Raw genomic sequence first — 23,587 nt, 5'->3', positions numbered from 1 at the left:
GCGCTACACCCTCCGCGTCTCGGTCGTGCCGAACAGCCCCTGCGGCCGCACCAGCAGCACCGCCACCATGATGAGGTAGGGCATCACCACCTCGAACTCCGGGGCGAAATAGACGGCGATGGAGCGGCCGAGGCCGATCATCAGCGCGCTCAGCGCCGCGCCCTCGATCTGCCCGAGCCCCGCGATCGCCACCACGGCGAAGGAGAGCACGATGGTCTGCGCCCCGATCCCCGGCACCAGCGCCGCGGTGGGGGAGGAGAGCGCGCCGCCAAGCGCGGCCAGCGCCGCGCCGAAGGTGAAGGTCAGCAGGAACACGCGGCGGGCGTCGATGCCCATGGCCGTCGCCGCCTCGCGGTCGGTGGTGACGGCGACGATCACCCGCCCCGTCAGCGTGCGGCGCAGGAACCAGGCGAGGCCCGCCAGCGTCAGCAGCGCCACCCCCGGCAGCACGTAGAGCTGGTAGGCGGTGAAGGGGATGACATCGCCCCCGAAGGGCACGTCCACCGTGCCGAGCCAGCGCAGCCCGGCGTCGTGGTGCACCGGCTGCACGCCCCAGACCAGCTTCTGCACGTCCTCGAGGATCATGAACAGGGCGAAGGTGACGAGGAGCTGCAGCACCTCCTCCTGCCCGTAGATCCGGCGCAGGATCAGCCCCTCGATCAGCGGCCCGAGCACCGCCCCAACCACGGCGGCCGCGACCACCAGCGCCACCAGCGAGGCCCAGGGCCCGAGCCCGCCCGCCGCCAGCGCGATGCCGAGCGAGGCCGCGGTGTAGGCACCGATGGCGTAGAGCGAGCCGTGCGCGACGTTGAGAATGCGCAGCACGCCGAACACCAGATTCAGCCCCACCGCGACCAGGAACACCAGCGCCGCATAGGCCAGCCCGTCCAGCAGGGCGAGCCCGAGCAGCAGCCCGTTCTGCTCGAACCAAGCGACCATCCCCCCCGGTCCCGCGGCGGCCTAGCCGGCGCCCAGCGGTCGTCCGGCCTGCTGCACCATCTCCGGCTTCAGCGTGCGCAGCCAGTCCGTGCTCTTCTGCCCGACCGGCGTGCTGACATTGGCCGCCGGGTAGAGGATCATCTTCTCCGGCACCGCGTAGGGGAAGCGGTCGCCGTGGGAGGAAAGGCCGACGATCTGGTCCTCCAGCCCCTGCCCGTCCTCGCGGATGGTGATGGTGGCGGTCGGGGTGGGGAATTCCAGGCCGCGGAAGGCCTGCGCCAGCTCCTGGTCGTTCGGCCAGCCGCCGCCCTTGGCCTCGATCGCGCGCTTGTAGGCGGCGCGCAGCGCCCACATCGCCTGCGCCATGTGGTGGCAGGGATAGATCGGCCACTCGTTGGTGCGCTGGCGGTAGCCCTCCACGAAGCGCCGCAGCGCCTGCGGGTCGCGCGGCTCCGGATGGTTGATCCAGTGGTCGCCGCGCGCGCCGATGATCTGCCCCGCCGGCATGGTGCGGCCGAGCTGCGGCAGCGAAGCCTCGGCCACCGGCAGCACGAAGAGCGAGCGCTCGAACAGCCGCCGCTCACTGGCCTGGCGGATCAGCGTCACCAGCTCCCCGCCCCAGGAGGTGGAGAGGATCACGTCGGGCCTGAGGGCCAGCATGCGCGTGATCTCGGTGGAGAAGTCGGTCGAGTTGAAGCGCGGGAACAGCTCCGCCACCACGCGCACGCCGGGCTTCAGCGCGTCCATGGCGGTCTTCCACAGCTCCCAGGAATCGCGGCCCCAGGCGTAGTCCTGGTTGATCACGGCGAGGGTGCGGAAGTCGGGCCGGTGCTGCAGCAGGTAGAGCAGGGGAGCGAGGATTTCCGGCGTGCCGTAGCCCTGGGTACGGAAGGCGAAGGGGTGGCGCGCCTCCTCGAAGATGCGCTGGGTGCCGCAATCCCACAGCACCGTGGTCTTGCGCAGCTCGTCCGAGAGCGGCGTGCAGGCGAGGCAGGAGCCGGAGGAGATGGAGGCGAACATCACGTGCACGCCTTCCGACTGCACCAGCCGCCGATACTCGCCGACCAGATGGTCGGTGCCCGGTGCCTCGTCCACGTAGAAGGCGCGCAGCGGAACGCCGCCGATGCCGCCCTCGCGGTTGATCTCCTCGATCAGCATGTCCGCGGCCTGGCGGCCCGGCACGCCGAACACGCTCGCCGGACCGGAGAGAAAGGTGGTGATGCCGATCTTCAGCTCGCTCGGCCGCTGCGGCTGCGCCTCCGCCCCCGAACCCGCCATCAGCAGCGAGCCGGAGGCGGCGGCGCCGAGCAGGGCGGCGCGGCGCGTGAGGGATGGGAACTCGGCCATGGTCGTCTCCTCCTCCCCGGGGGTCCGGGCCTCGTCCCGGCCGCGGCCACGATGCCGCAGCCGGAGCGTTGCGGAAAGGGGGGCTTCCGGAGGATCGCGCTCCCCTGATCCCCCCCGGCCGTCGGGAGACCGCCATGTCCTTGCCGTTCCGCTCCGCGTCCCGCCTGCTGCCGGGCCTCGCCCTCTGCCTCGGCATCGCGCTGCTGGCCAGGCTGCTGCACGAGGCGGGGTGCGCGGCCCTCGGCGTCGCCTGGCTGGACGCGCTGGTGATCGCGATCCTGCTCGGTGTCGGGCTGCGCGCCGCCTGGGAGCCGGCGGAGGCCTGGCGCCCCGGCATCCGCTTCAGCGCCGGGCCGCTGCTGGAGACGGCGGTGGTCCTCCTCGGCGCCTCGCTCTCCCCCGGCGCGCTGGCGGCGGCCGGCCTCGGCCTGCCTCTCGCCATCGCCGCGGTGGTCGCGCTGGCGCTCGCCGCGGGCTACGCGCTGTGCCGCGCCCTCGGCCTCTCCTGGCGCATGGCGACGCTCATCGCCTGCGGCAACGCGATCTGCGGCAACTCCGCCATCGCCGCGGTGGCGCCGGTGATCGGCGCCGACAGCCGCGAGGTCGCCTCCGCCATCGCCTTCACCGCCATCCTCGGCGTCGCCGTGGTGCTGGCCCTGCCGCTGCTGGTGCCGCTGCTCGGCCTCGGCGTTACGGAGTACGGGATGCTCGCGGGCCTGACGGTCTATGCCGTGCCGCAGGTGCTGGCGGCGACGGCGCCCTTCGGCAGCCCGAGCATGCAGGCCGGCACGCTGGTGAAGCTGCTCAGGGTGCTGATGCTCGGCCCGCTGGTGCTCGCCCTGTCGCTCGCCATGGCGCGGCGCCGGCGGGAGGGCGGCGCGCCTCCCGCGCCCGGCTTCCGCCTGGGGCGCTACGTGCCGTGGTTCATCACCGGCTTCCTGCTGCTCGCCGCGCTGAACGCGCTCGGCCTGGTGCCGCGGGCGGCGCTCGGCCCGATCCAGGTCGCGGCCGGGCTGCTGACGGCGATGGCGATGGCGGCACTCGGCCTCGGCGTGGAGCTGCGGGCCCTGCTGCGCGTCGCGCCGAGGGTCGGCGCGGCGGTGGCGGCCTCGCTGCTCGCCCTGCTTGGCCTGAGCCTGTTCGCGCTGCGGCTCATCGGCGCGGCGTGAGAGGGCCGACGCGCCCATGCCGCGGCGTGATCCGCCGCTCCGGCGCTCCCGCCTGCGCGGATCAGGCGCTAGACTCGCGTTGCGAATCGGGAATGCGCGCATGGCCGAGACCGGAGATGCCCCTGGCGCCGCTCCGCCCCCGCGGGTGATGCCGTGGGATCTGCACCCCTCGCTGACCGCGGAGCGGTTGCAGGTCTGCGCGCGGCTGCTCGCCAACGCCCGGCGCGACGCCATCGCCATGGCCAGCCACGAGCTCGGCGACGATCCCTGGTCCATCGGCTGCCGCGCCTATGCCTTCAGCCGCCACCGGCTGCGCCGCACCGCCGAGGCGGGGCACTACCCCTGGCTCAGCGTGCTCGACGAGAGCCACCACTTCGTCTTCCTGATCGACGAGGTGCCGGTGCGCTTCTACCGCGGCCCCGCCGAGGAGCCGACCGACCGCACCCTGCGCTGCCAGGAGGTGGAGGCCCGCCAGCTCTCCCTCGCCCTCGGCCGGCAGGCGGAGGAGGACGGGCTGCTGTTCCGCTTCGCCGTGGAGACCGGGGAAGGCGGGCGCGTCGAGCGCGTGGTGTTCCTCGCGCTGCGCGGCGAGGAGCGCACCGAGTGCTTCTGGCCCGTGCCGCTCGAGGTCGCGCCGCCCCAGGCGGCGCCGGGCGCGGCGGTGCAGCTCCGCCTGATCGCGGATGACGGCTATGAGGGGCCGACCATCGGCCGCAACACGGGCGGCGCCCTGCCCCCGCCGCGGCCGCGCCGCGCGGGCGGCGTGCGGCCTGCCCGCCCGGCGCCGGCGACGGGCCTGTTCTGACCGCCGAGGCGGATCCCGGAGGGCGGGACGCGGCCTGAGGCACGGTGCCGCGCCCCAAGCGCGGATCGGTCACGATCCGCGCGGCGGGGCCTCAGGCGAAGGCCAGGCCCTCATTCGCCTCGCGCGCCATGGTCGGGATCAGCAGCAGGTCGGCCAGGACCCAGGTGCCGGTCGCGACCAGGCCGAGCAGGCCGAGGCCGCTGCCGAGCAGCGGCAGGGACAGCAGCGTGATCGCCGCCATCCCCGCGGCGGAGAGACCCCGGCCGAGATACAGCCGGTGCAGGCCGAGCACGCCGAGGCCGAGGCACAGCAGATAGGCAAGCCCCACCGATCGGCGGCTGCCGGGTTTGAGGACGGCGTTCATGTCTTCTGTTCCCCTTCCGCCGCACCGCCCACCGGACGCTGATCGCCCGGCCCCCATGGGCCGCGTGGCAGAGGGCCAGGATGCGCGGCCGGGCGCGCGCTGTGAAGACGTTTCGCGGCGCGGACGGCCGCTTCGCCGCGCGGCGTGGCCGGGCGGCCACGCCTCGCCGAGGCGGCCGGGCCGCGGCGCGATCGGCCTTGGCGGATCACGCTCCCTCCCGGCCGTTTCCAGCCCTCCGCGATCTGCTCTAGGGTGCCCTCGGTCAGGAGAACGGAAGCCGGACGCGCATGATCGAGCTCTACACATGGGACACGCCCAACGGCCGCAAGATCAGCGTGGCGCTGGAGGAGATGGGCCTCCCCTACGCCGTGCGGCCGGTCAACATCACCAAGGGCGAGCAATTCGGCGCGGAGTTCCTGCGCATCAGCCCGAACAACCGGATTCCGGCGATCGTGGATCCGGAGGGGCCGGACGGGCGCCCGATCAGCGTGTTCGAGAGCGGGGCGATCCTGCTCTATCTCGGCGAGAAGACCGGGAGGTTCCTGCCGCGCGACCTGCGCGCGCGGGTGCCGGTCTACGAATGGCTGATGTGGCAGATGGGCGGCTTCGGCCCGATGCCGGGGCAGGTGCACCACTTCCTGATGCAGCCGGACGGGCCGGCGAAGGAGTACGGGCTCGAACGCTACGGCAAGGAGACGCGGCGGCTCTACGGCGTGCTCGACCGGCGCCTGGCGGGGCGGGACTTCGTCGCCACCGAGGGCGAGCCGAGCATCGCCGATTTCGCCATCCTCGGCTGGGCCTGGCGGCACCAGCGCCACCGCGTGGATCTCGGGGAGGTCCCGAACGTGCGGCGCTGGTACGAGGCGATGATGGCGCGGCCGGCGACGGCGCGCGGCTTCGCGGCGGCCCTGTCCTGAGGTGCGCCGCCCCCCGCCGGCGCCGGATCAGCGCCCCGGCGCCGGCGCGGCGTCGAACCCGTCCGCCAGCACGCCGCGCGGGCGGATGAAGGCATAGGGTTCCCGCGGCAGGAAGGCACCGGTGCCGGGCTCGGCCGTCACCTCGCCGTCGCGCATCACCACCGCGCCGCGGCGCAGCGTCGCCACCGGCCAGCCCGTCACCTCCATCCCCTCATAGGGGGTGTAGTCGATGGCGTGGCGCATCAGCGCGTTGGTCAGGCGCACCCTCCGCCGCGGATCCCACAGCACGAGGTCGGCGTCCGCCCCCACCTGGATCGCGCCCTTGCGCGGCGCGAGGCCCATCAGCCGCGCCGGGTTCCACGCGGTCAGGCGCACGAACTCGTCGAGGGTGATGCGCCCCTTCGCCACCCCCTCGCTGAACAGCAGCGGCAGCCGCGCGGCGAGGCCGGGGACGCCGTTCGGAATGTCGCGGAACGGGGCGCCGGCGCCGTGCCTGCGCTTGCCGCGCTCCCCCTCGAAGGAGAAGCCGCTGTGGTCGGAGGAGACGACGTCGAGCACGCCGCGGCGGATCATCTCCCACAGCCGCTCGTGCTCCGCGGCGTCGCGCGGCGCGGGGCTGCACATGAACTTGGCGCCCTCGAAGCCGGGCCGGTCCATGTCGGCGGCGGTCAGCGTCAGGTATTGCGGGCAGGTCTCGCCCCACACCTTCACGCCGCGGGCCTGGGCGCGGGCGATCTCCTCCGCCGCCTCGGCGCAGCTCACGTGGAAGACCTGGATCGGCTGGTCCACCAGCTCGGCGAGCGCGATGGCGCGGTGCGTCGCCTCCCGCTCCACCACCGGAGGGCGCGACCAGGCATGGTATTTCGGCGCCGTCAGCCCGGCGGCGAGCAGCGCCCCGGTGCGCCAGGTGATCGCGTCGTAGTTCTCGCAGTGCACGGTGACCAGGCAGCCGAGCCGCCGCGCCGCCGCCAGCACGCGCAGATACCCGGCATCCGTCAGGTGCAGCGCGTCGTAGGTGAGGAACACCTTCAGGCTGCGCACCCCCTCCGCCACCAGGCGCGGCAGCTCCTCCTCCAGCACGGCATCGGTGGGGTCGCTGATGATCTGGTGGAAGGCGTAGTCCAGCATCCCGCCCGCGGCGCGGCGGCGGTGGTCGCGGTAGCGCTCCCACACGCCGTGGCCCTTCCACTGCGGCACGAAGCAGACGACGGAGGTGGTGCCGCCGGCGAAGGCGGAGGCGGAGGCGGTGAGGAAACTCTCCTCGATCACCGAACCGTCCGGCTGCGGCTCCTCGATGTGGCAGTGGCTGTCCACCCCGCCCGGCAGCACCAGCAGCCCGTCCGCCTCGATGGTCTCGGCGGCGTCGGCGATGCGCCCGGCGAGGGCGGCGATGCGCCCGCCGCTTATGCCGATGTCGCAGCGCGCGGTGCCGAAGCCGGTCGCCACCATCCCGCCCCGCACCGCCAGCTCGTACTCCGCCATCCCTGCCCTCCCTCGCGCCGAGGCGGCATGATGGCGCCGCGCCGGGGGCGGCGCAAAGCGTGAGGGGAGCGCGGCATGGAAGTGGCGGCGGGCGCGCTGCTGGCGGCCTGGATGGCGCAGGCCCTGGCCGCGACGCTGCTCTGCGCCTGGTATCTGCGCCTGCTCGGCCGGCCGCAGCCGGCGCCGCGGGCGCTGCCGCCGGTGCTGGTGCTGGTGCCGGTGCGCGGCCCGCTGCCGGGCCTCGACGGCTTCCTGGCGGGGCTGGCGGCGCAGGACTATCCGCGCTGGCGCGCGGTCTTCGCCCTCGAATCGGAGGCGGACCCCGCCTGGCCCGCCCTGGCGGGCTTCGCTGCCGCCGATCCGGCCCGCGCCTCGGTGGTGGCGGCCGGGCCGGCCGAGGGGCGCGGGCAGAAGGTGCAGAACCTGCTCGCCGCCCTCTCCCGCCTGCGGGAGGAGGCGGCGGTGGTGACGCTGGACGCCGACATGCGGCCGCCGCCCGACCTGCTCTCCCGCCTGCTGCGCCCGGTGCTGGCCGGGCAGGGCGAGATCGCCACCGGCTACCGCTGGACCCTGCCGGCCGATCGCGCCCTGGGCTCGACCCTGGCGGCGCTGGCGGAGATGGCGATCGCCACCCTGCCCCGCTGCGCGCGCTGCAACCTCTGCTGGGGCGGCGCCACCGCCCTCTCGCGCGCGGCGCTGGAACGGCTGGATCTGCCGCGGGCCTGGCGCCGCGCCGTGTCCGACGATCTCGCCCTCACCCGCGCCGCCCGGGCGGCCGGGCTGCGCATCTACGCGCCGCTCGAGGTGCGCCCGGCGAATCCGGTGGCGATGACGCTGCGCGACGCGCTGCGCTTCGGGTGTCGGCAATACCGGCTGGTGCGGCTGCTGGCGCCGCGCGCCTGGGCGCTGGCGGCGCTGGCGCTGCTGCTTCCCGCCGCCGGGGGGGCGGCGGCGCTGGCCGGCGCGGCGCGGGGCAGCACCGCCGCGGCCGCCTGCCTGCTCGCCGCCGCCGCGCTGGGGGCGATCCGCGCGGCGCTGCGCACAGCGATCGCCCGCCGCGTGCTGCCGCCCGCGGAAGCCGCCGTGGCGGCGCGGACGCTGCGGCGCGGCCCCTGGCTGCAGCCGCTGGCGCTCGCGCTGCATCTGGCGGCGGCGCTGGGCGGCGGAGCGGGGCGCGAGCTGCGCTGGGCCGGCCGGCGCTACACCCTCGGCCCCGGGGGCGAGGTGCTGGCGCTGGTCGCGGAGGGCCAGAACCGGCCGGGCGCGTGACTCAGCCCCACGGACCATGGGCCGGAGCCGCCTCCGCGGGCGCGGCCGGGTGGCTGGCGGCTCCAGCGGTGCGCCCCGGCCCCGAGGCGGCGCCGGCCGACCGCCGCGCCTCAGGCCACCCCGGCCGCTGGGATGCCGGCGAGGTCCTCGGGCGCGAGGGCGCGCAGGAAGGACTCGCCCCAGGCCTCGGGCGTCGCCTCGGCGATCGCCGCCCAGCTCGCCTGCCAGCGCGCCCGCCGCTCCTCGAGCGGCATGTCGAGGGCGGCCTGCAGCGCCTCCGCCATGCCCTCGACGTCGTGCGGGTTGACCAGCAGCGCGGAGGGGAGCTGCGCCGCCGCGCCCGCGAAGCAGGAGAGCACGAGCACGCCGGGGTCGCGCGGATCCTGCGCCGCCACGAACTCCTTGGCGACGAGGTTCATGCCGTCGCGCAGCGGCGTCACCACCCCGACGCGGGCGAGCCGCATGAAGCCCGCGACCGTGTCCCGCCGCTGCGCCCGCGCCAGCATGCGCAGCGGCACCCAGTGCGGCTCGCCATGCTCGCTGTTGATGGCTCCGGCGCTGGCATCGAGCTCGGTACGCAGGCGCCGGTAGGCCACGACCTCCTCGCGCGAGGGGGCGGCGATCTGCAGGAAGGTCACGGCCTGGTTCGGGCGGCGGGCCAGCATCCGGGAGAAGGCTTCGAGCCGCTCCGGCAGCCCCTTGGTCGGGTCGAGACGGTCCACGCCGAGCAGCAGCGCCTGCCCGTCGAGCGAGCGTCGCAGCAGGCGCGCCGGCTCCTCGCGCATCTGCGCCTCGGCGGTGGCGGCGAATTCGCGCGCGTTGATCTCGGCGGGGAAGATGCCGAGGCGGACATGCCGCCCGCCATGCTCCAGCCGGTCCTCCGCGCGCCGCGTCGCGCCGGCGAGGCCGCTGGCGGCGGAGGCGAAATTGTCGCGGTCTGCCGCGGTCTGGAAGCCGATCAGGTCGGCCTCCAGCACGTCCTGCACCAGGGCGCGGATGCCGGGGGCGACCGAGGCGGCGTCGGGCGCCGGGAAGGGCACGTGCAGGAAGAAGCCGGTCGGGTTGCGCACGCCGCGCGCCCGCAGGGCGCCCGGCAGCGACAGCAGGTGATAGTCGTGCACCCAGATGCGGTCGTCGCGGCGCAGCATCGGCACCAGGCAGTCGGCGAAGCGGCGGTTGACCCGGCGGTAGGTGTCGAGGTCCTGGCGGCGGAAGGCGATCAGGTGCGGCAGGCCGTGCAGCATCGGCCACAGCACGCCGTTGGAGTAGCCGGTGTAGTAGCCGCGGTGCTCGGCCTCGGTCAGGTCCAGGGTGGCGTAGCCGACGGCGCCGCGCTGGGTCACGGTCGGCTGGCCGGAACGCTCGACCACGGCGCCGCTCCAGCCGAACCAGAGGCCGCCGCGGCGCTCCATCAGCCCGAGCAGGGCCACCGCCAGACCACCGGCCTGCCCGGCATTCCCGGCCGGCACGGGCACCCGGTTCGACACGACAACGATGCGGCTCATCCCACCTCCAGCAGTGCCCACGGGTGACCGGGCGCCCATCACACCAAGGCAGCCGCCCGGAGGCGGCGTCGAGCAAAACTCCCGTGAGCCACAAAGCGGCGCCGCTTCCGCCACATTCCACGCGTCAGGCTGGGTTCGGTTCCGCGCCGTTCCGTAGGCGGCCGGGTTCCGCGACCGCCCTCACCCCTCCGGTCGCGCCAGCGCTAGCGCCGACAGCCGCCGCGCCACCGCCGGCTCGTCGGGCAGCGCCGCGGCCTCGCCCGGCAGGCGCCGGCGCCAGTTCGGGTGCCCGTCCGTGGTGCCGGGCAGGTTCGGCTGCTCCTCGAGGCCGAGCGCGTCCTCGACCGGCAGGATCGCCAGCGCGCAGGCGGCGCGGCCGAGATGCGCCGGCGCCGCCTCCACCACCGGCGCCGGATCGTCGGGGGCGGGCTGCGCGCCGCTCGCCGCGCCGCTCTCCAGCAGGCTGCGCCACAGCGCCGCGCGCTCGGCCTCGCGCCGCGCCCGCTCGGCGGCGGCGTCGCCGGCGGAGGGGAAAAGGGAGAGGCGCTCCCGCCAGGCGATGTCGCGGCCGTGCCACCAGCCGGCGACGGTCGGCAGGTCGTGGGTGCTGGTCATGGCGATGGCCTCGCGCGACCAGGATGGCGGCGGGCGGAAGCTGCCGTCGCGCTCCTGCTCGAACCACAGCACGCGCATGCCGAGGATGCCGGCCCGCTCCATGCGGCCGTGGAAGCCGTGCGGCAGGGTGCCGAGATCCTCGCCGATGACGATGGCGCGGTGGCGGTGCGATTCCAGCGCCAGCAGGCGCAGCAGGTCGTCAAGCGGGTAGCGCAGATAGGCGCCCTCCGTCGGGCCGGCGCCGTGCGGCACCACCCAGAGGCGCTGCAGCCCCATCACGTGGTCCACCCGCACGCCCCCGGCATGGCGGAAGGCGGCGCGCAGCAATTCGAGGAAGGCGGCGAAGCCGCCCGCCCGCATCTCCAGCGGCGAGAAGGCGGTCAGCCCCCAATCCTGCCCGAGCGGGGAGAAGGCGTCGGGCGGGGCGCCGACGCTCACCCCCTGCAGGATCTCCCGCTGCCGGGACCAGACATGGCTGCCGCCGCCATCGGTGCCGACGGCGAGGTCGGCGACCAGGCCGATCGGCATGCCGGCCTCACGCGCCGCGCGCTGCGCCGCCTCGCGGGAGGCGTCGGCGAGCCACTGGCAGAAGGCGTGGAAGGCGACCTCGCCCGGATGGTCGCGGGCGAAGCGCTGCACGCCCGGGGCGCCGGGGGCGCGGAGATCCTCGGGCCAGTCCCGCCAGTTCCACAGCGCCGGATCGCGGCCGAAGAGGTGGGCGTGCAGCGCCTCGAAGCGCGCATGGTCCTCGAGCGCCGGGCCGGCGGCGGCGCGGAACGCGGCGAAGCCCGGATGATCCGCGGCGCGCCCGAACAGGTCCCGCAGCCGCGCGAGCTTGCGCCGCGCCGCCGCCGGCCAGTCGATCAGACCGGCGCCGCCGTCATCGGCCCCCTCCGGCTCCGGCAGCGGGCCGAGCGCCGCCTCGGGGTCGGCGAGCAGGACGTTCAGGAACAGCCGCGTCGAGGGGGCGTAGGGACCGAATTTGTCGGGATCGGCGCTGAACAGCGCATGCGCCGGGCTGACCGCGAGCGCCGCCGCGCCATGCCGCGCCGCCGCGCGGGCGAAGTCGGCGACCGCGCCGAAATCGCCGATGCCGAGGTCGCCGCGCCGGCGCAGCGAGGGGATCTGCACCGCGAGCCCCCAGGGCGCCCGGCCGCGGTGCCGCGCCGCCCCGGCCTCCTGCAGCGTGAAGCAACGCGGCGGTGCCGCGGCGACCACCGCCTGGCCGGCATCGAGGGTGAGGCGGTGATAGCCCGGAATGTCGAGGGCGGGCAGGCGGGGCTCGCCGCCGAGGCCGCGCTCCAGCCGCCCCTCGCGGCGCCCGCCGCCCTCGAGGTCGAGCCGGAAGCCGTCGCCCACCGCCGCGCCGGGCACATGCGCCCCGTCCGGACCGCAGGGCAGGGTCAGCAGCGGCGGCAGGCGCGCGGCGCGCTCGGCGAGGGCGGCGCGCGCCTCCCCGACCCGCTCCGGCAGGCCAAGGGCCCGCAGCACGGCGCGCAGCGCCTCGGGCGCCACCTCGCGCATCCGTCCCTGGCCGTCCTCCCAGACGGTGACGATGCCGGCCTCCTCGGCGAGGGCGCGCAGCGCGTCGTCGGTGTCCGTGCGGTGTCCGCTCATCGGGCCTTCTCCGTCATGCCGGCGTCAGCGCCGTGGCGCCCCCTCCGCCTCGCTCCGGTGGCAGCCGGGCGGCGAGCAGCGCGATGGCGCGCGCCGCCACCCGCACCGAGGCGCCGTGCACGGCGTGCTCGGGCGCCTCGGGGTGGGCGCTGTCGAGCACCAGGGTCCAGTCGAGCCGGGGCGAGGGCAGGGCGAAGACATGGCCGGCCGCGTCGGCGTTCAGCAGCAGCAGCGTCACCTCCACCGCCCCGTCCGGCGCCGCCGCGGCGCGGCGCAGCATCAGGGTGCGCGCCTCCGGCTCGTTCCAGGCCTCCGGCGTCATCGGCTCGCCATGCTGGTCGAACCAGGCGGTGTCGCTCAGGCCGGGGCGGAGGTGCGAGACGCCGTGCAGGAAGGTGGACGGGCGCAGCGTGGCGAAGCGCCGCCGCAGCGCCGTGAGGCGGGCGACGAAGCGCCGCAGCGCCTCCGCCTCCGGCGAGGCGGCGTGCGCCCAGTCCACCCAGCTCGTCTCGTTGTCCTGGCAGTAGGCGTTGTTGTTGCCGCGCTGGGTGCGGTCCAGCTCGTCGCCGGCGAGCAGCATCGGCGTGCCGGCGGAGACGAAGAGGGTGGCGAGCAGCGCCCGCTGCACCGCGGCGCGCGTGGCGCGGATGGCGGGGTCGTCGGTGTCCCCCTCCACCCCCCAGTTGCGGCTGAAATTCTCGGCGTGGCCGTCGCGGTTGTCCTCGCCGTTGGCCCAGTTGTGGCGCTCCTCGTAGCTGACCAGGTCGCGCAGGGTGAAGCCGTCGTGCGAGGCGACGTAGTTCACGCTGGCCCAGGGGCGGCGGCGGCGGCGGTCGAACAGCTCGGCCGAGCCGGTCAGCCGCGCCGCGAGGTCGCTGCGCATCCCCGGATCGCCGCGCCAGAAGCGGCGCACGCCGTCGCGGAAGCGGTCGTTCCACTCGGCGAAGCCGGGCGGGTGGTTGCCGAGCTGGTAGCCGCCCGGCCCGATGTCCCAGGGCTCGCTGATCAGCTTCACCCGCGCCAGCACGGGGTCCTGGCGCACCGCGTCGAAGAAGCCCGAGCCCGGGTCGAATCCCGTGCCCTCCCGCCCGAGGATGGTGCCGAGATCGAAGCGGAAGCCGTCCACGTGGTAGTCCTGCACCCAGTGGCGCAGCGAGTCCATCACCATCTGCAGCACGCGGGGATGCGAGAGGTTGAGCGTGTTGCCGGTGCCGGTGTCGTTGATGAAGTAGCGCTCCTCGCCCGGCACCAGCCGGTAGTAGGAGGCGTTGTCGAGGCCGCGCCAGGACAGCGTCGGCCCCAGCTCGTTGCCCTCGCAGGTGTGGTTGTAGACCACGTCGAGGATCACCTCGATGCCCGCGGCGTGCAGCCGGCGCACCGCCGCCTTCAGCTCGCCGCGCATCCCGGGCTCCACCAGGTAGCGCGGCTCCGGCGCGAAGAAGGCGAGGGTGGAATAGCCCCAGTAATTGCGCAGCCCCCTGTCCACCAGGAAGCGGTCCTGCAGGAAGGCCTGGACCGGCAGCAGCTCGATCGCGGTGACGCCGAGGCCGAGCAGGTGCTCGATGACGGGCGGGCTGGCCAGCGCGGCGAAGGTGCCGGCCTCGCGCGCGCCCACATCCTCGCGCAGCATGGTCAGGCCGCGCACATGCGCCTCGTAGATCACCGTGCGGTCCCAGGGCGTGGCCGGCGGCCGGTCGTCGCCCCAGGGGAAGCTGTCGTCCACCACCACGCATTTCGGCATCGCCGGGGCGCTGTCGCGCGCCGAGAAGGAAAGGTCGGCGGGGCGGGTGCCGACGCGGTAGCCGAACAGCGCGTCCGACCAGCGCAGCCTGCCGCGCAGCTCCCGCGCGTAGGGGTCGAGCAGCAGCTTGTGCGGGTTGAAGCGGTGCCCGCGCCGCGGCTCGTAGGGGCCATAGGCGCGGTAGCCGTAGAGCTGTCCGGGCCGCGCCCCCGGCAGGTAGCCGTGCCACACCTCGTCCGTGCATTCGGGCAGGGGCAGCCGCGCCACCTCCCGCCGCCCCGAGGGATCGAACAGGCAGAGCTCGATGCGCTCCGCATGGGCGGAGAAGACGGCGAAGTTCACCCCGAGCCCGTCCCAGGTCGCGCCCAGCGGATCGGGACGGCCCGGCAGCAGCCGGTCCGGGGCGGACGCCATCAGGCGCCCGGCACCAGGATCAGCGTCGCCAGGGGCGGCAGCACGAGGCAGAGCGACTCGCCGAAGCCGTGGCTCGGCACGGGCTGCGCCCAGACCTGCCCGCCATTGCCGACATTGCTGCCGCCATAGGCGGCGCCGTCGGTGTTCACCACCTCCCGCCATGCCCCGCCGCGGGGGACGCCGATGCGGTAGTCGTGGCGCGGCACGGGGGTGAGGTTGCAGACGACCAGCGCCGGCGGGTCCTGCGGCTCGCCGAGGCGGAGATAGGCGAAGACGCTCTGCGCCCGGTCGTCGCCGACCACCCAGCGGAAGCCCTCCGGCGCGCAGTCCCGGCGGTGCAGCGCCGGCAGGCCGCGGTAGGCGGCGTTGAGGTCGTGCACCAGGCGCTGCATGCCGCGGTGGTTCGGGTCGTCGAGCAGCGCCCAGGGCAGCGCCTGGTCGTGGTTCCACTCCGTCGGCTGCGCCAGCTCCCCGCCCATGAACAGCAGCTTCTTGCCCGGATGCGTCCACATGAAGCCGAGATAGGCGCGCAGGTTGGCGAAGCGCCGCCAGGGGTCGCCCGGCATCTTCCCGAGCAGCGAGCCCTTGCCGTAGACCACCTCGTCGTGGCTGAGCGGCAGCACGAAGCGCTCGCTCCAGGCATAGACCAGGCCGAAGGTCATGTCGTCGTGGTGCCAGGAGCGGTGCGCCGGGTCGCGCTCCATGTAGCGGAGCGTGTCGTGCATCCAGCCCATGTTCCACTTGTAGCTGAAGCCGAGCCCGCCCTCCTGCGAGGGGCGCGTCACGCCGGGCCAGGCGGTGCTCTCCTCGGCGACCATGATGGCGCCGGGGCAGCGTTCCGCGACCAGGGCGTTCAGCTCCTGCAGGAAGGAGACCGCCTCCAGGTTCTCCCGCCCGCCGTAGCGGTTCGGGATCCACTGCCCCTCCGGGCGGGAATAGTCGCGGTAGAGCATGGAGGCCACGGCGTCCACGCGCAGCCCGTCCACGTGGTAGCGCTCCAGCCAGTGCAGCGCGCTGGCGAGCAGGAAGCAGCGCACCTCGTTGCGGCCGAAATTGTAGATCGCGGTGTTCCAGTCGAGGTGGAAGCCCTCGCGCGGATCCGCGTGCTCGTAGAGCGAGGTGCCGTCGAAGCGGTAGAGGCCGTGCGCGTCGGTCGGGAAATGCGCCGGCACCCAGTCGAGGATGACGCCGAGGCCGGCCTCGTGCGCGCGGTTGACGAAGCGGGCGAAGGCCTCCGGGGGTCCGAAGCGCGCGGTCGGCGCGAACATCGCCAGCGGCTGGTAGCCCCAGGAGCCGCCGAAGGGATGCTCCATCACGGGCAGGAATTCCAGGTGGGTGAAGCCCATGCCCTGGGCGTAGGGGATCAGCCGGTCGGCCAGCCGGTCCCAGTCCGGCGCGTTGCCCTCGGCGTCGCGCCACCAGGAGCCGGGATGCACCTCGTAGATGGAGATCGGCGCCTCCGGCCCCTGGCGGGCGGCGCGGGAGGCCATCCACGCCTCGTCCGACCAGACGAAGGGCGCGGGGTCGAGGACGCGGGAGGCGGTGGCGGGCGGCATCTCGGTCGCCAGCGCCACCGGGTCGGCCTTCAGCGGCAGCATCGCCCCATCGGGGCCGAGCAGCTCGTACTTGTACACGGCGCCGGGGGCGAGGCGCGGGATGAACAGCTCCCACACACCCGTCTCCTGCCGCCGCCGCATCGGATGGCGGCGGCCGTCCCAGCCGTTGAAGTCGCCGACCACGGAGACGCGCCGCGCGTTCGGCGCCCAGACCGCGAAGCGCACGCCGGGCACGCCCTCCACCACCATCGCCTGGGCGCCGAAGACGCGCCCGAGCTCGAGGTGGCGCCCCTCCGCGAAGAGGTGCATGTCGAGCGGGCCAAGCAGCAGGCCGAAGGAATAGGGATCCTCCGTCTCTTGCACGGAGTGCGGCCACTCGATGCGCAGGCGGTAGGGCGCGCGCCGCGCCACCCGCCCGGCGAACAGGCCCGCCGGGTGCACCCGTTCGAGCCGGCCGAGTTCCGCGCCGTCCTCGCGCGCCAGCACACTGACGCCGCGTGCGCCCGGCTGGAAGCTGCGCACCTCCTCGCCATGGGGGCCGAGCAGGGCGAAGGGGTCGCCGTGCCGGCCCGCCACCAGCGCCTCGACCGCGGGATCATGCTGCGGGAAGTCCATCGCCATCAGCCGGCCATCCTGTCCGCAAGCGCCGAGAGGCCGCGCAGCGGCACGCCGATCCAGTGCGGCCGGTTCGCCGCCTCGTAGCGCACCTCGTAGGCCGCCTTCTCGAGCAGGAAGAGATCGAGCAGCGGGCCCTCCGCCTCGGGCGGCACCCAGGGCCGCGCCGTCTGCGCGGCGACGGCGTGGTAGGCGGAGAGGAAGCATTCCGCCGCCTCCTCGCGCCATCGCCGGATCATCGCCACGCGCCGCTCGGTCGGCGCCGCCGTGGCGGTCGCCGAGGTCTCGTTGGCGATGGCGACCGCGGCGGCGTAGTCGAGGCTGCGCAGCAGCCCGGCGACGTCGCGCAGCGGGCTGCCCTTGGCGCGCCGCTCCGCGAGCGGGCGGGCGGGCTCGCCCTCGAAGTCCACGATCACCGCGTCGCCCTGCGCGACCAGCACCTGGCCGAGATGGAAGTCGCCGTGCAGCCGCGTCTTCAGCGCGCCCCCGGCCGCCGCGGCGAGGCGCCGCACCGCGCCGCGCAGCGCCTCGCGCCGCGCCAGGAGGTCGGCGACCAGGCGCGCCTCCTCCTCCGTCCAGCCGCTCCGCTGCGCCAGCAGCTCCAGCGCGGGGTCGAGCTGGGCGAGCACGCCCGCGGCCCAGCCCTCGCGGTCGGCCTCGCCGGCGGTCTCGGGGGCGAAGGCCGGGTCGTCGCAGGGGCGGGCCAGGACGGCGTGCAGCTCCGCGAGGCGCTGGCCGATGGCGCGGGCGAAGGGCAGGTAGCCGGCGAAGGGCTCCTCCGGCGCCTCCGCGGTCAGCGCCGCCTCGTCCACCGCGCGGTGCAGCCAGTCGAGCGTCCAGCCCCAGCCGTCGCCCTGGTTGCGGACGAAGCCCTGCACCAGCATCAGGGTGTTCGGCGTGCCGTCGGGGGCGACGCGCACCACCTCGCCGAGCAGCGGCGGCGCGTTGGCGTAGCCGCATTCGGTCAGGTGGCGCGTCATCTCGGCCTCGGGATGGATGCCGGAGCTCACCTTGCGCAGGATCTTCAGCACCACCGCATCGCCCAGGATGAGCGAGGAGTTGGACTGCTCCGCCGAAAGGCGGCGGATCTCCGCCTGCTCGGGTATCGTCACCTCGGGCAGCCTCGAGGTGCCGAGGAAGCGGATCTCGCCGTCATTGGTGGGCAGCACCGCCTTCTCGCGCAGCGCCGCGATCACCGCGCCCGGCATGCGGTCGTCGGCGAAGGCGTCGGTCAGGTAGCCGACGCGCCGCCCGTGCCGCAGCCGGCTGAGCGCGAGCTGCGCCGGTAGCGGGCCCGCGCCCTCGATCTCCTCGACGCTGGCGAGCGGCAGGGCGTAGCGCTCGCTCCGCCCGGGCAGGCTGGCCTCGGCCTCGGCCATCACCACGGCGCCGCCGGTGCCGGGAAGCGGGGCGATCGCCTGCAGGCGCACGCCGAGCAGCCGCTCGTCCTTGGCGGCGAACCAGCGCCGCTTCGGCAGGTATTCGGGCAGCACGTGGGCCTCCAGCTCGTGCCGCACGGAATCGCTGAGCAGGTCCTTCACCCCGCCGCGCAGCACCAGCGTCCTGAGGTCCGGCAGCGGCTCGGGCGCGCGCACGTGCCAGGGCGGCAGCGCGTGCTCGCGCGCCAGCACGAACCAGTAGAAGGCGTAGGGCGGCATCGTCAGCAGGTAGGGAAGCTGCCCGATGGGCGGGAAGCTGGTGCCGCCCAGCATCTCCACCGGCACCCTGCCGGCGCATCCCGAGAGGTCGAGCTCCACCGCCTGCGCGGAGCGGGAGAGGTTGAACACGCAGAGGATGGTGTCCTCCTCGTACTCCCGGACGTAGGCCAGCACCTTGCGGTTGGCGGGGTAGAGCAGGCGCATGCTGCCGCGCCCGAAGGCGCGGCTGCGCTTGCGCACCGCCAGCATGCGGCGGGTCCAGTTCAGCAGGCTGTGCGGATCGCGCGCCTGCGCCTCCACGTTCACCGCCTGGTAGCCGTAGAGCGGATCCTGGATCGGCGGCAGCACCAGCCGCGCCGGGTCGGCCCTGGAGAAGCCGCCGTTGCGGTCGGGCGACCACTGCATCGGCGTGCGCACCCCGTCGCGGTCGCCGAGGAAGATGTTGTCGCCCATGCCGATCTCGTCGCCGTAGTAGATCACGGGCGTCCCCGGCATGGACAGCAGCAGGCCGTTCATCAGCTCGATCCGGCGCCGGTCGCGCTCGAGCAGCGGCGCGAGGCGGCGGCGGATGCCGAGGTTGATGCGCGCGCGCTTGTCCGCGGCGTAGGTGGACCAGAGGTAGTCGCGCTCCTGGTCCGTCACCATCTCGAGCGTCAGCTCGTCGTGGTTGCGCAGGAAGATCGCCCACTGGCACCCCTCGGGGATGTCGGGGGTCTGGCGCAGGATGTCGGTGATCGGGAAGCGGTCCTCCTGCGCGATCGCCATGTACATGCGCGGCATCAGCGGGAAGTGGAACGCCATGTGGCATTCGTCCCCGTGGCCGAAGTAGTGCTGCACGTCCTCCGGCCACTGGTTGGCCTCGGCGAGCAGCATGCGGTTCGGGTAGCCTTCGTCCAGCTTGGCGCGGATGCGCTTCAGCACCTCGTGCGTCTCGGGCAGGTTCTCGTTGTTGGTGCCCTCGCGCTCGACCAGGTAGGGCACGGCGTCGAGCCTGAGCCCGTCCACCCCGATGTCGAGCCAGAAGCGCATCACGTTCAGCACCTCGGCCAGGACCCGCGGGTTGTCGAAGTTCAGGTCCGGCTGGTGGCTGTAGAAGCGGTGCCAGAAATACGCCCCCGCCACCGGGTCCCAGGTCCAGTTGGACTTCTCGGTGTCGAGGAAGATGATGCGCGTGCCCTGGTACTTCTGGTCGGTGTCCGACCAGACGTAGTAGTTGCGGTGCGAGGAGCCCGGCCGCGCCGTGCGGGCGCGCTGGAACCAGGGATGCTGGTCGCTGGTGTGGTTGATGACCAGCTCGGTGATCACCTTCAGGCCGCGCGCATGCGCCTCGCGCACGAAGCGCCGCGCGTCGTAGAGGGTGCCGTAGTCCTGGTGCACGCCGCGGTAGTCGGCGATGTCGTAGCCATCGTCCTTGCGCGGGCTGGGGTAGAAGGGCAGCAGCCACAGCGTGTCCACGCCGAGGTCGGCGATGTAGTCGAGCTTCTGCATCAGCCCGGCGAAGTCGCCCACGCCGTCGTCGTTCGAATCGAAGAAGCTCTTGACGTGAAGCTGGTAGATCACCGCGTCTCGGTACCACTGCGGGTCCAGGTTCCAGGCCACGGGGCGCGGCGCGGCCAGGCGGCGGTACTGCGCCGCCCGGTGCGCCGGCGCCGAGCCGGACCCCTCCTCCTTGCGCACCTCGCGCAGCTCCGCGGCGTCCCCGCGACCGCGCGGCATCACGCGCCCTCCGCGGGGCGGACCCGCCAGATGCCGAAGGGAAGCTCGCGCGGGTCGAGGCGCAGCCGCTGCACCTTGCCGTGCCATACGAAGCGGTGGCCGCGCATCAGGTCCTCGGCCTCCAGCGCCGCGTGGTCGGGCAGGCCCCATTCCCACAGCGGCAGCTCGACGCTCGCCTCCTGCACGTTGTGCGGATCGAGGCTGACGGCGCAGAGCACCACGTTGCCGCGGTCCGGCGTCGCCTTGCGGTACCACAGCACCTGGTCGTTGAACGCGTTGTGGAAGGCGAGGCCCAGATGCGTCTGCAGGGCCGGATTGCTGCGACGGATCGCGTTCAACCGCGTGATCTCCTCCACGATGTCGCCGGGCCGACGGTCGGGCCAGGCGCGGATCTCGTATTTCTCGCTGTCGAGGTACTCCTCGCGCCCGGGCAGCGGCGTCGCCTCGCACAGCTCGAAGCCCTGGTACATGCCCCACAGCCCGGAGAGGGTGGTCGCCAGCGCGGCGCGGATCAGGTGCCCGGGCCGGCCGGAGGTCTGCAGGAACACCGGGTTGATGTCCGGCGTGTTGACGAAGAAGTGCGGGCGGAAGAAGTCCCGCGGCGCCATGGCCGTCAGCTCCGTCAGGTACTCCTGGATCTCCCGCTTCTCGTTGCGCCAGGTGAAGTAGGTGTAGGACTGGCTGAAGCCCACCTTGGCCAGGCGGTACATCATCTTCGGCCGCGTGAAGGCCTCGGAGAGGAACACCACGTCCGGGTGGCGGGAGCGGATCTCGGCGATCATCCACTCCCAGAAGGGCAGCGGCTTGGTGTGCGGGTTGTCCACGCGGAACAGCCGCACCCCCTGATCCACCCAGAAGCGCACCACGTCGCGCAGCGCCAGCCACAGCGAGGGGATGGCGCCCGGGGCGTAGAAGTCCACGTTGACGATGTCCTGGTACTTCTTCGGCGGATTCTCGGCGTATTTCAGGGAGCCGTCGGGGCGCCAGTCGAACCACTCGCGGTGCTCGCGCAGCCAGGGGTGGTCGGGGCTGCACTGGATGGCGAAGTCGAGCGCGAGCTCCAGCCCGTGCGCGGCCGCCGCCGCGCGCAGCCGGCGGAAATCCTCGAGCGTGCCGAGCTGCGGATGGATCGCGTCGTGCCCGCCCTCCTCGGAGCCGATGGCGTAGGGGCTGCCCGGGTCGTCCGGGCCGGGCGTCAGGGTGTTGTTGCGCCCCTTGCGGAAGGCGCGGCCGATCGGGTGGATGGGCGGGAAGTAGAGCACGTCGAAGCCCATCGCCCGGATGTGCGGCAGGCGGCGGATCACATCGTCGAAGGTGCCGTGGCGGCGCGGATCGCCGCTCTGGCTGCGCGGGAACAGCTCGTACCAGCTCGCGAAGCGCGCGCCGCTGCGCTCGGCCTCCAGCGGCATCTCGGCGCTGCGCGCGCGGTGCGGCCGGTCGTCCGCGGCGGCCATCAGCTCCGCGGTGGTGGTGTCGAGCAGCAGGTGCAGCCGCTCGGCCTCGTCGCCGGCCTTGAGGCGCGCGGCGATCTCGGCCAGCGCCCCGCCGGCGCGCTCGGCGGCGGCGGCGACCAGCAGGCGTCCCTCCTCCAGCTCCAGCGTCAGGTCCTGCCCGGCCTCGTGCTTCTTCTCGAGCGCGTGGCGGAAGCTCTGGAAGGCGTCCCACCAGGCCTCCACCGCGAAGTGGTGCAGCCCCAGGCGCTCCAGCGGGAAGCTCGCCGCCCAGCGGTCGTTGCCGAGCGGGCGCATGCGGCACTCCCGCCACTCCGCCTCGTCGGCCGGGCGCCAGAGCAGCGCCGCGGCAAGCTGCTCGTGCCCGTCCATGATGAGGTCGGCGGAGACCTCCACCATCTCGCCGACCACGCGCTTGACCGGAAAACGCCCCTCGTCCACCGCCGGCGCCACCGCCTCGATGGCGATGCGCGGCGCGGCGGCGGCGGCGGCCGCGCTCTCGGCCTCGGTGGCGGTGCGCCGGCGCCGCGCCGGCGCCTCCCGCTGCAGGATGGGGCGCGGCGCCTCGGCCTCGAACAGCCGCGCCTCGCCGGGCTCGAGGGTGACGGTGCTCGCCGGCGTCAGCACCTCGCCCCGCTCGGCGCGGAAGCGGGTGAAGGCGCCCGCCGCCGCCGGCAGCAGCGTCGCCGCCATGGCCGAGGCGGCGCGGCGCAGGTCGGGGTTGGCGAGCACCAGCGTCGCCGCGCGGGCCTCCCGCGCGTCGGCGGCCTCGGCGCGCAGCAGCGCCGCCACCGGGGCGTCGGGCCCGGAGAGCGGGCGAAGCTCGGCTACGCCGCCGCGCCGCGCCGCCAGCCGCGCATTGGCGGCGCGGATCTCGGCCGAGAGGTCGCAGGCAGGGTTGGCCGCCATCCACTCCCAGTCGCCGGGGCGGTCGCGCGCGGGATCGAGCGGGCGGCGGGCGCCGTACTCGAAGCCCATCGGCACCAGCATCCCGGCGCCGATGCCGCTCGCCAGGCGCAGATGCCGCCGCGCCGCGCGCTCCGCCATCCGCGGCTCGTCCCAGCGGGCGGCGAAGCGCGGGCCGAAGGGCGCCTCCACGGTGCTGATCACCGGCCCCACGGCGGCGAGGCGGGCGGCCTCCTCGGCCAGCCACCCCTCCCGCAGGTCCCACCAGGCGAGGCTGTCGAACACGGCGGCGAAGCCGGCGCCGCGCAGCCCCCGCACCGCCTCCGCCGGCAGGCCCGGCGTCCAGGCCAGGAAGCGGCTGCCGGGCAGGGCGGCGGTCAGGCGGCGCCACACCTCCGCGGGCACCGCGGCCGGCGTGTCGCAGCGGAAGCCGGCCACGCCCGTCCCCGCCCAGCGGCGCAGCCGGTCCTCCCACCAGCCGCCCAGCGCCTCGGCCACCCCCGGCTCGTTCCAGCGCGGGCGCAGCACGCCCCGCTCCGGCGGCGGGCGGCGGGGGTCGAGGAGGCCGGCGGCCGCCGCGTCCTCGAACCAGCCGGGGTTGGCGCCGGCCATGGCGCTGTCGGCGGCGACGCGGTCGAGCACCAGGTCGAGAAACAGGGAAAGCCCTTGCGCCCGCGCGCGCTCCACCAGCAGCGCCAGCGCCTCCGCCGCGTCGCCCGGCGCCTCCAGGATCGGGTGCGGGCGGTCGGGGTCGCCCAGGCGGTAGAGGTTGCCGCTGGCCCCGGGCGCGAAGGGCGGCGGCAGCAGCACGGCGTCGAAGCCGAGCCCGGCCACCCGTTCGAAGGCCGCGTCCCAGGCGGGCAGCGCCCCCACCAGCAGCGGATGCACCACGTAGAGGCGCGGCAGGCCCGGCCCGGCGGGGACCGGCGCCTCGGGCTCCTGCACCGCGGCCGGCGCGGCGGCCGCGCGCTCCCCCGCCCTGGTCCTGACGCTGCGTCGTGAAGCCATCCAGATCCCCCTCTGCCTGACCGCCGGGCAACGCGATACCGACATGAAGGAGGCACCCCCGCATATCACCGGTGCGTGATGCCCGCTCCATGCCAGGTTGCAGCCATGCAGGATTCCACCCGCGAAGCTCCCTGTCCCTCCCCCCGCTTCGGCCGCATCGCCGAGGGGCCGCCGACGCCGGAAGGCGGCGGGGAGAGCCATGCCACCCTCCTCGCCGGCGCCGGCGGCGCGCGGGTGGAGCGCATCCTCTCCCGCGCCCATGCCGACCCGCCGGGGCGCTGGTACGACCAGGCGGCGGACGAGTTCGTGCTGCTCCTCGCCGGCCGGGCCCGGCTCGGCTTCGCGGACGGCACCGAGCGCGCGCTCGCCCCCGGGGATTGGGTGGTGATCCCGGCCCGCTGCCGCCACCGCGTCGCCTGGACCGATCCGCAGGCGGAGACGCTGTGGCTCGCGGTGCACATGCCGCGGCCTTGATCCGGCGCAAGGACCGCGC

At 74.6% G+C, this 23,587-nt stretch carries 15 protein-coding genes; 5 read left to right on the top strand and 10 right to left on the bottom strand.

What is annotated here, in order from left to right:
* Positions 1 to 3: 3 nt before the first annotated feature.
* Positions 4 to 939, bottom strand: coding sequence for a branched-chain amino acid ABC transporter permease (locus ET526_RS12020; protein WP_135467949.1), 936 nt, complete (start codon positions 937 to 939; stop codon positions 4 to 6).
* Positions 940 to 960: 21 nt separating this feature from the next.
* A complete protein-coding gene (locus ET526_RS12015) occupies positions 961 to 2,286 on the bottom strand; it encodes an ABC transporter substrate-binding protein (RefSeq protein WP_135467948.1) in 1,326 nt (441 codons plus the stop codon).
* A 134-nt stretch (positions 2,287 to 2,420) separates the two neighbouring features.
* On the opposite strand from ET526_RS12015, the gene ET526_RS12010 reads away from it, so the two are divergent.
* Together ET526_RS12010 and ET526_RS12005 are read left to right on the top strand one after the other, a co-directional pair.
* Positions 2,421 to 3,455, top strand: coding sequence for a YeiH family protein (locus ET526_RS12010; protein ID WP_135467947.1), 1,035 nt, complete (start codon positions 2,421 to 2,423; stop codon positions 3,453 to 3,455).
* 100 nt (positions 3,456 to 3,555) lie between these two features.
* Positions 3,556 to 4,260: a hypothetical protein gene (locus ET526_RS12005; protein WP_135467946.1), complete on the top strand. Its 705-nt coding sequence runs from the start codon at positions 3,556 to 3,558 to the stop codon at positions 4,258 to 4,260.
* A gap of 91 nt (positions 4,261 to 4,351) precedes the next feature.
* Here the strand turns inward: ET526_RS12005 and ET526_RS12000 are convergent, their stop codons facing one another.
* Positions 4,352 to 4,624, bottom strand: a complete 273-nt coding sequence (locus ET526_RS12000; RefSeq protein WP_135467945.1) for an NINE protein — start codon at positions 4,622 to 4,624, stop codon at positions 4,352 to 4,354.
* A gap of 287 nt (positions 4,625 to 4,911) precedes the next feature.
* Between ET526_RS12000 and ET526_RS11995 the strand changes: the two genes are divergently transcribed.
* Positions 4,912 to 5,541, top strand: coding sequence for a glutathione S-transferase family protein (locus ET526_RS11995; RefSeq protein WP_135467944.1), 630 nt, complete (start codon positions 4,912 to 4,914; stop codon positions 5,539 to 5,541).
* 27 nt (positions 5,542 to 5,568) lie between these two features.
* Here ET526_RS11995 and hydA read toward each other — a convergent pair whose 3' ends face one another.
* On the bottom strand, positions 5,569 to 7,023 hold the full coding sequence (gene hydA / locus ET526_RS11990) for a dihydropyrimidinase (RefSeq protein WP_135467943.1): 1,455 nt from the start codon (positions 7,021 to 7,023) through the stop codon (positions 5,569 to 5,571).
* A 75-nt stretch (positions 7,024 to 7,098) separates the two neighbouring features.
* On the opposite strand from hydA, the gene ET526_RS11985 reads away from it, so the two are divergent.
* The gene (locus tag ET526_RS11985; RefSeq protein WP_135467942.1) at positions 7,099 to 8,292 is read left to right on the top strand and encodes a glycosyltransferase; all 1,194 of its coding nucleotides are present in this window, start codon (positions 7,099 to 7,101) and stop codon (positions 8,290 to 8,292) included.
* Positions 8,293 to 8,402: 110 nt separating this feature from the next.
* On the opposite strand, the gene ET526_RS11980 is transcribed toward ET526_RS11985, so the two are convergent.
* From ET526_RS11980 to ET526_RS11955, 6 genes are all read right to left on the bottom strand, one after another.
* The gene (locus ET526_RS11980; protein ID WP_135467941.1) at positions 8,403 to 9,797 is read right to left on the bottom strand and encodes an alpha,alpha-trehalose-phosphate synthase (UDP-forming); all 1,395 of its coding nucleotides are present in this window, start codon (positions 9,795 to 9,797) and stop codon (positions 8,403 to 8,405) included.
* A 180-nt stretch (positions 9,798 to 9,977) separates the two neighbouring features.
* Positions 9,978 to 12,029, bottom strand: a complete 2,052-nt coding sequence (gene malQ, locus ET526_RS11975) for a 4-alpha-glucanotransferase (RefSeq protein WP_135467940.1) — start codon at positions 12,027 to 12,029, stop codon at positions 9,978 to 9,980.
* A gap of 13 nt (positions 12,030 to 12,042) precedes the next feature.
* Entirely contained in the window at positions 12,043 to 14,184 is a 2,142-nt protein-coding gene (glgX, locus tag ET526_RS11970; RefSeq protein WP_135467939.1) for a glycogen debranching protein GlgX, read from the bottom strand.
* Positions 14,184 to 16,361, bottom strand: coding sequence for a 1,4-alpha-glucan branching protein GlgB (glgB, locus tag ET526_RS11965; RefSeq protein ID WP_135467938.1), 2,178 nt, complete (start codon positions 16,359 to 16,361; stop codon positions 14,184 to 14,186). Before glgB ends, glgX begins: the two co-directional genes overlap by 1 nt.
* On the bottom strand, positions 16,361 to 19,729 hold the full coding sequence (gene treS / locus ET526_RS11960; protein ID WP_135467937.1) for a maltose alpha-D-glucosyltransferase: 3,369 nt from the start codon (positions 19,727 to 19,729) through the stop codon (positions 16,361 to 16,363). Before treS ends, glgB begins: the two co-directional genes overlap by 1 nt.
* Positions 19,729 to 23,094 (bottom strand): maltotransferase domain-containing protein, encoded by a 3,366-nt coding sequence (locus ET526_RS11955; RefSeq protein WP_135467936.1) that lies wholly within the window; start codon positions 23,092 to 23,094, stop codon positions 19,729 to 19,731. Before ET526_RS11955 ends, treS begins: the two co-directional genes overlap by 1 nt.
* Before the next feature lie 105 nt (positions 23,095 to 23,199).
* On the opposite strand from ET526_RS11955, the gene ET526_RS11950 reads away from it, so the two are divergent.
* Entirely contained in the window at positions 23,200 to 23,568 is a 369-nt protein-coding gene (locus tag ET526_RS11950) for a cupin domain-containing protein (RefSeq protein ID WP_135467935.1), read from the top strand.
* The last annotated feature ends 19 nt before the right edge of the window (positions 23,569 to 23,587 follow it).

This window comes from Crenalkalicoccus roseus (assembly GCF_004761865.1).
In the GTDB taxonomy this organism is placed as follows: Bacteria; Pseudomonadota; Alphaproteobacteria; order Acetobacterales; family Acetobacteraceae; genus Crenalkalicoccus; species Crenalkalicoccus roseus.
The sequence above is the reverse complement of the archived record's forward strand: the minus strand, read 5'-3'. Positions and strand labels throughout refer to the sequence as shown.

Bases quoted from the DNA above. Each gene is read 5' to 3' on its own strand.
- ET526_RS12020 (WP_135467949.1), bottom strand. From the start codon at position 939: ATGGTCGCTTGGTTCGAGCAGAACGGGCTGCTGCTCGGGCTCGCCCTG.
- ET526_RS12015 (WP_135467948.1), bottom strand. From the start codon at position 2,286: ATGGCCGAGTTCCCATCCCTCACGCGCCGCGCCGCCCTGCTCGGCGCC.
- ET526_RS12010 (WP_135467947.1), top strand. From the start codon at position 2,421: ATGTCCTTGCCGTTCCGCTCCGCGTCCCGCCTGCTGCCGGGCCTCGCC.
- ET526_RS12005 (WP_135467946.1), top strand. From the start codon at position 3,556: ATGGCCGAGACCGGAGATGCCCCTGGCGCCGCTCCGCCCCCGCGGGTG.
- ET526_RS12000 (WP_135467945.1), bottom strand. From the start codon at position 4,624: ATGAACGCCGTCCTCAAACCCGGCAGCCGCCGATCGGTGGGGCTTGCC.
- ET526_RS11995 (WP_135467944.1), top strand. From the start codon at position 4,912: ATGATCGAGCTCTACACATGGGACACGCCCAACGGCCGCAAGATCAGC.
- hydA (WP_135467943.1), bottom strand. From the start codon at position 7,023: ATGGCGGAGTACGAGCTGGCGGTGCGGGGCGGGATGGTGGCGACCGGC.
- ET526_RS11985 (WP_135467942.1), top strand. From the start codon at position 7,099: ATGGAAGTGGCGGCGGGCGCGCTGCTGGCGGCCTGGATGGCGCAGGCC.
- ET526_RS11980 (WP_135467941.1), bottom strand. From the start codon at position 9,797: ATGAGCCGCATCGTTGTCGTGTCGAACCGGGTGCCCGTGCCGGCCGGG.
- malQ (WP_135467940.1), bottom strand. From the start codon at position 12,029: ATGAGCGGACACCGCACGGACACCGACGACGCGCTGCGCGCCCTCGCC.
- glgX (WP_135467939.1), bottom strand. From the start codon at position 14,184: ATGGCGTCCGCCCCGGACCGGCTGCTGCCGGGCCGTCCCGATCCGCTG.
- glgB (WP_135467938.1), bottom strand. From the start codon at position 16,361: ATGGCGATGGACTTCCCGCAGCATGATCCCGCGGTCGAGGCGCTGGTG.
- treS (WP_135467937.1), bottom strand. From the start codon at position 19,729: ATGCCGCGCGGTCGCGGGGACGCCGCGGAGCTGCGCGAGGTGCGCAAG.
- ET526_RS11955 (WP_135467936.1), bottom strand. From the start codon at position 23,094: ATGGCTTCACGACGCAGCGTCAGGACCAGGGCGGGGGAGCGCGCGGCC.
- ET526_RS11950 (WP_135467935.1), top strand. From the start codon at position 23,200: ATGCAGGATTCCACCCGCGAAGCTCCCTGTCCCTCCCCCCGCTTCGGC.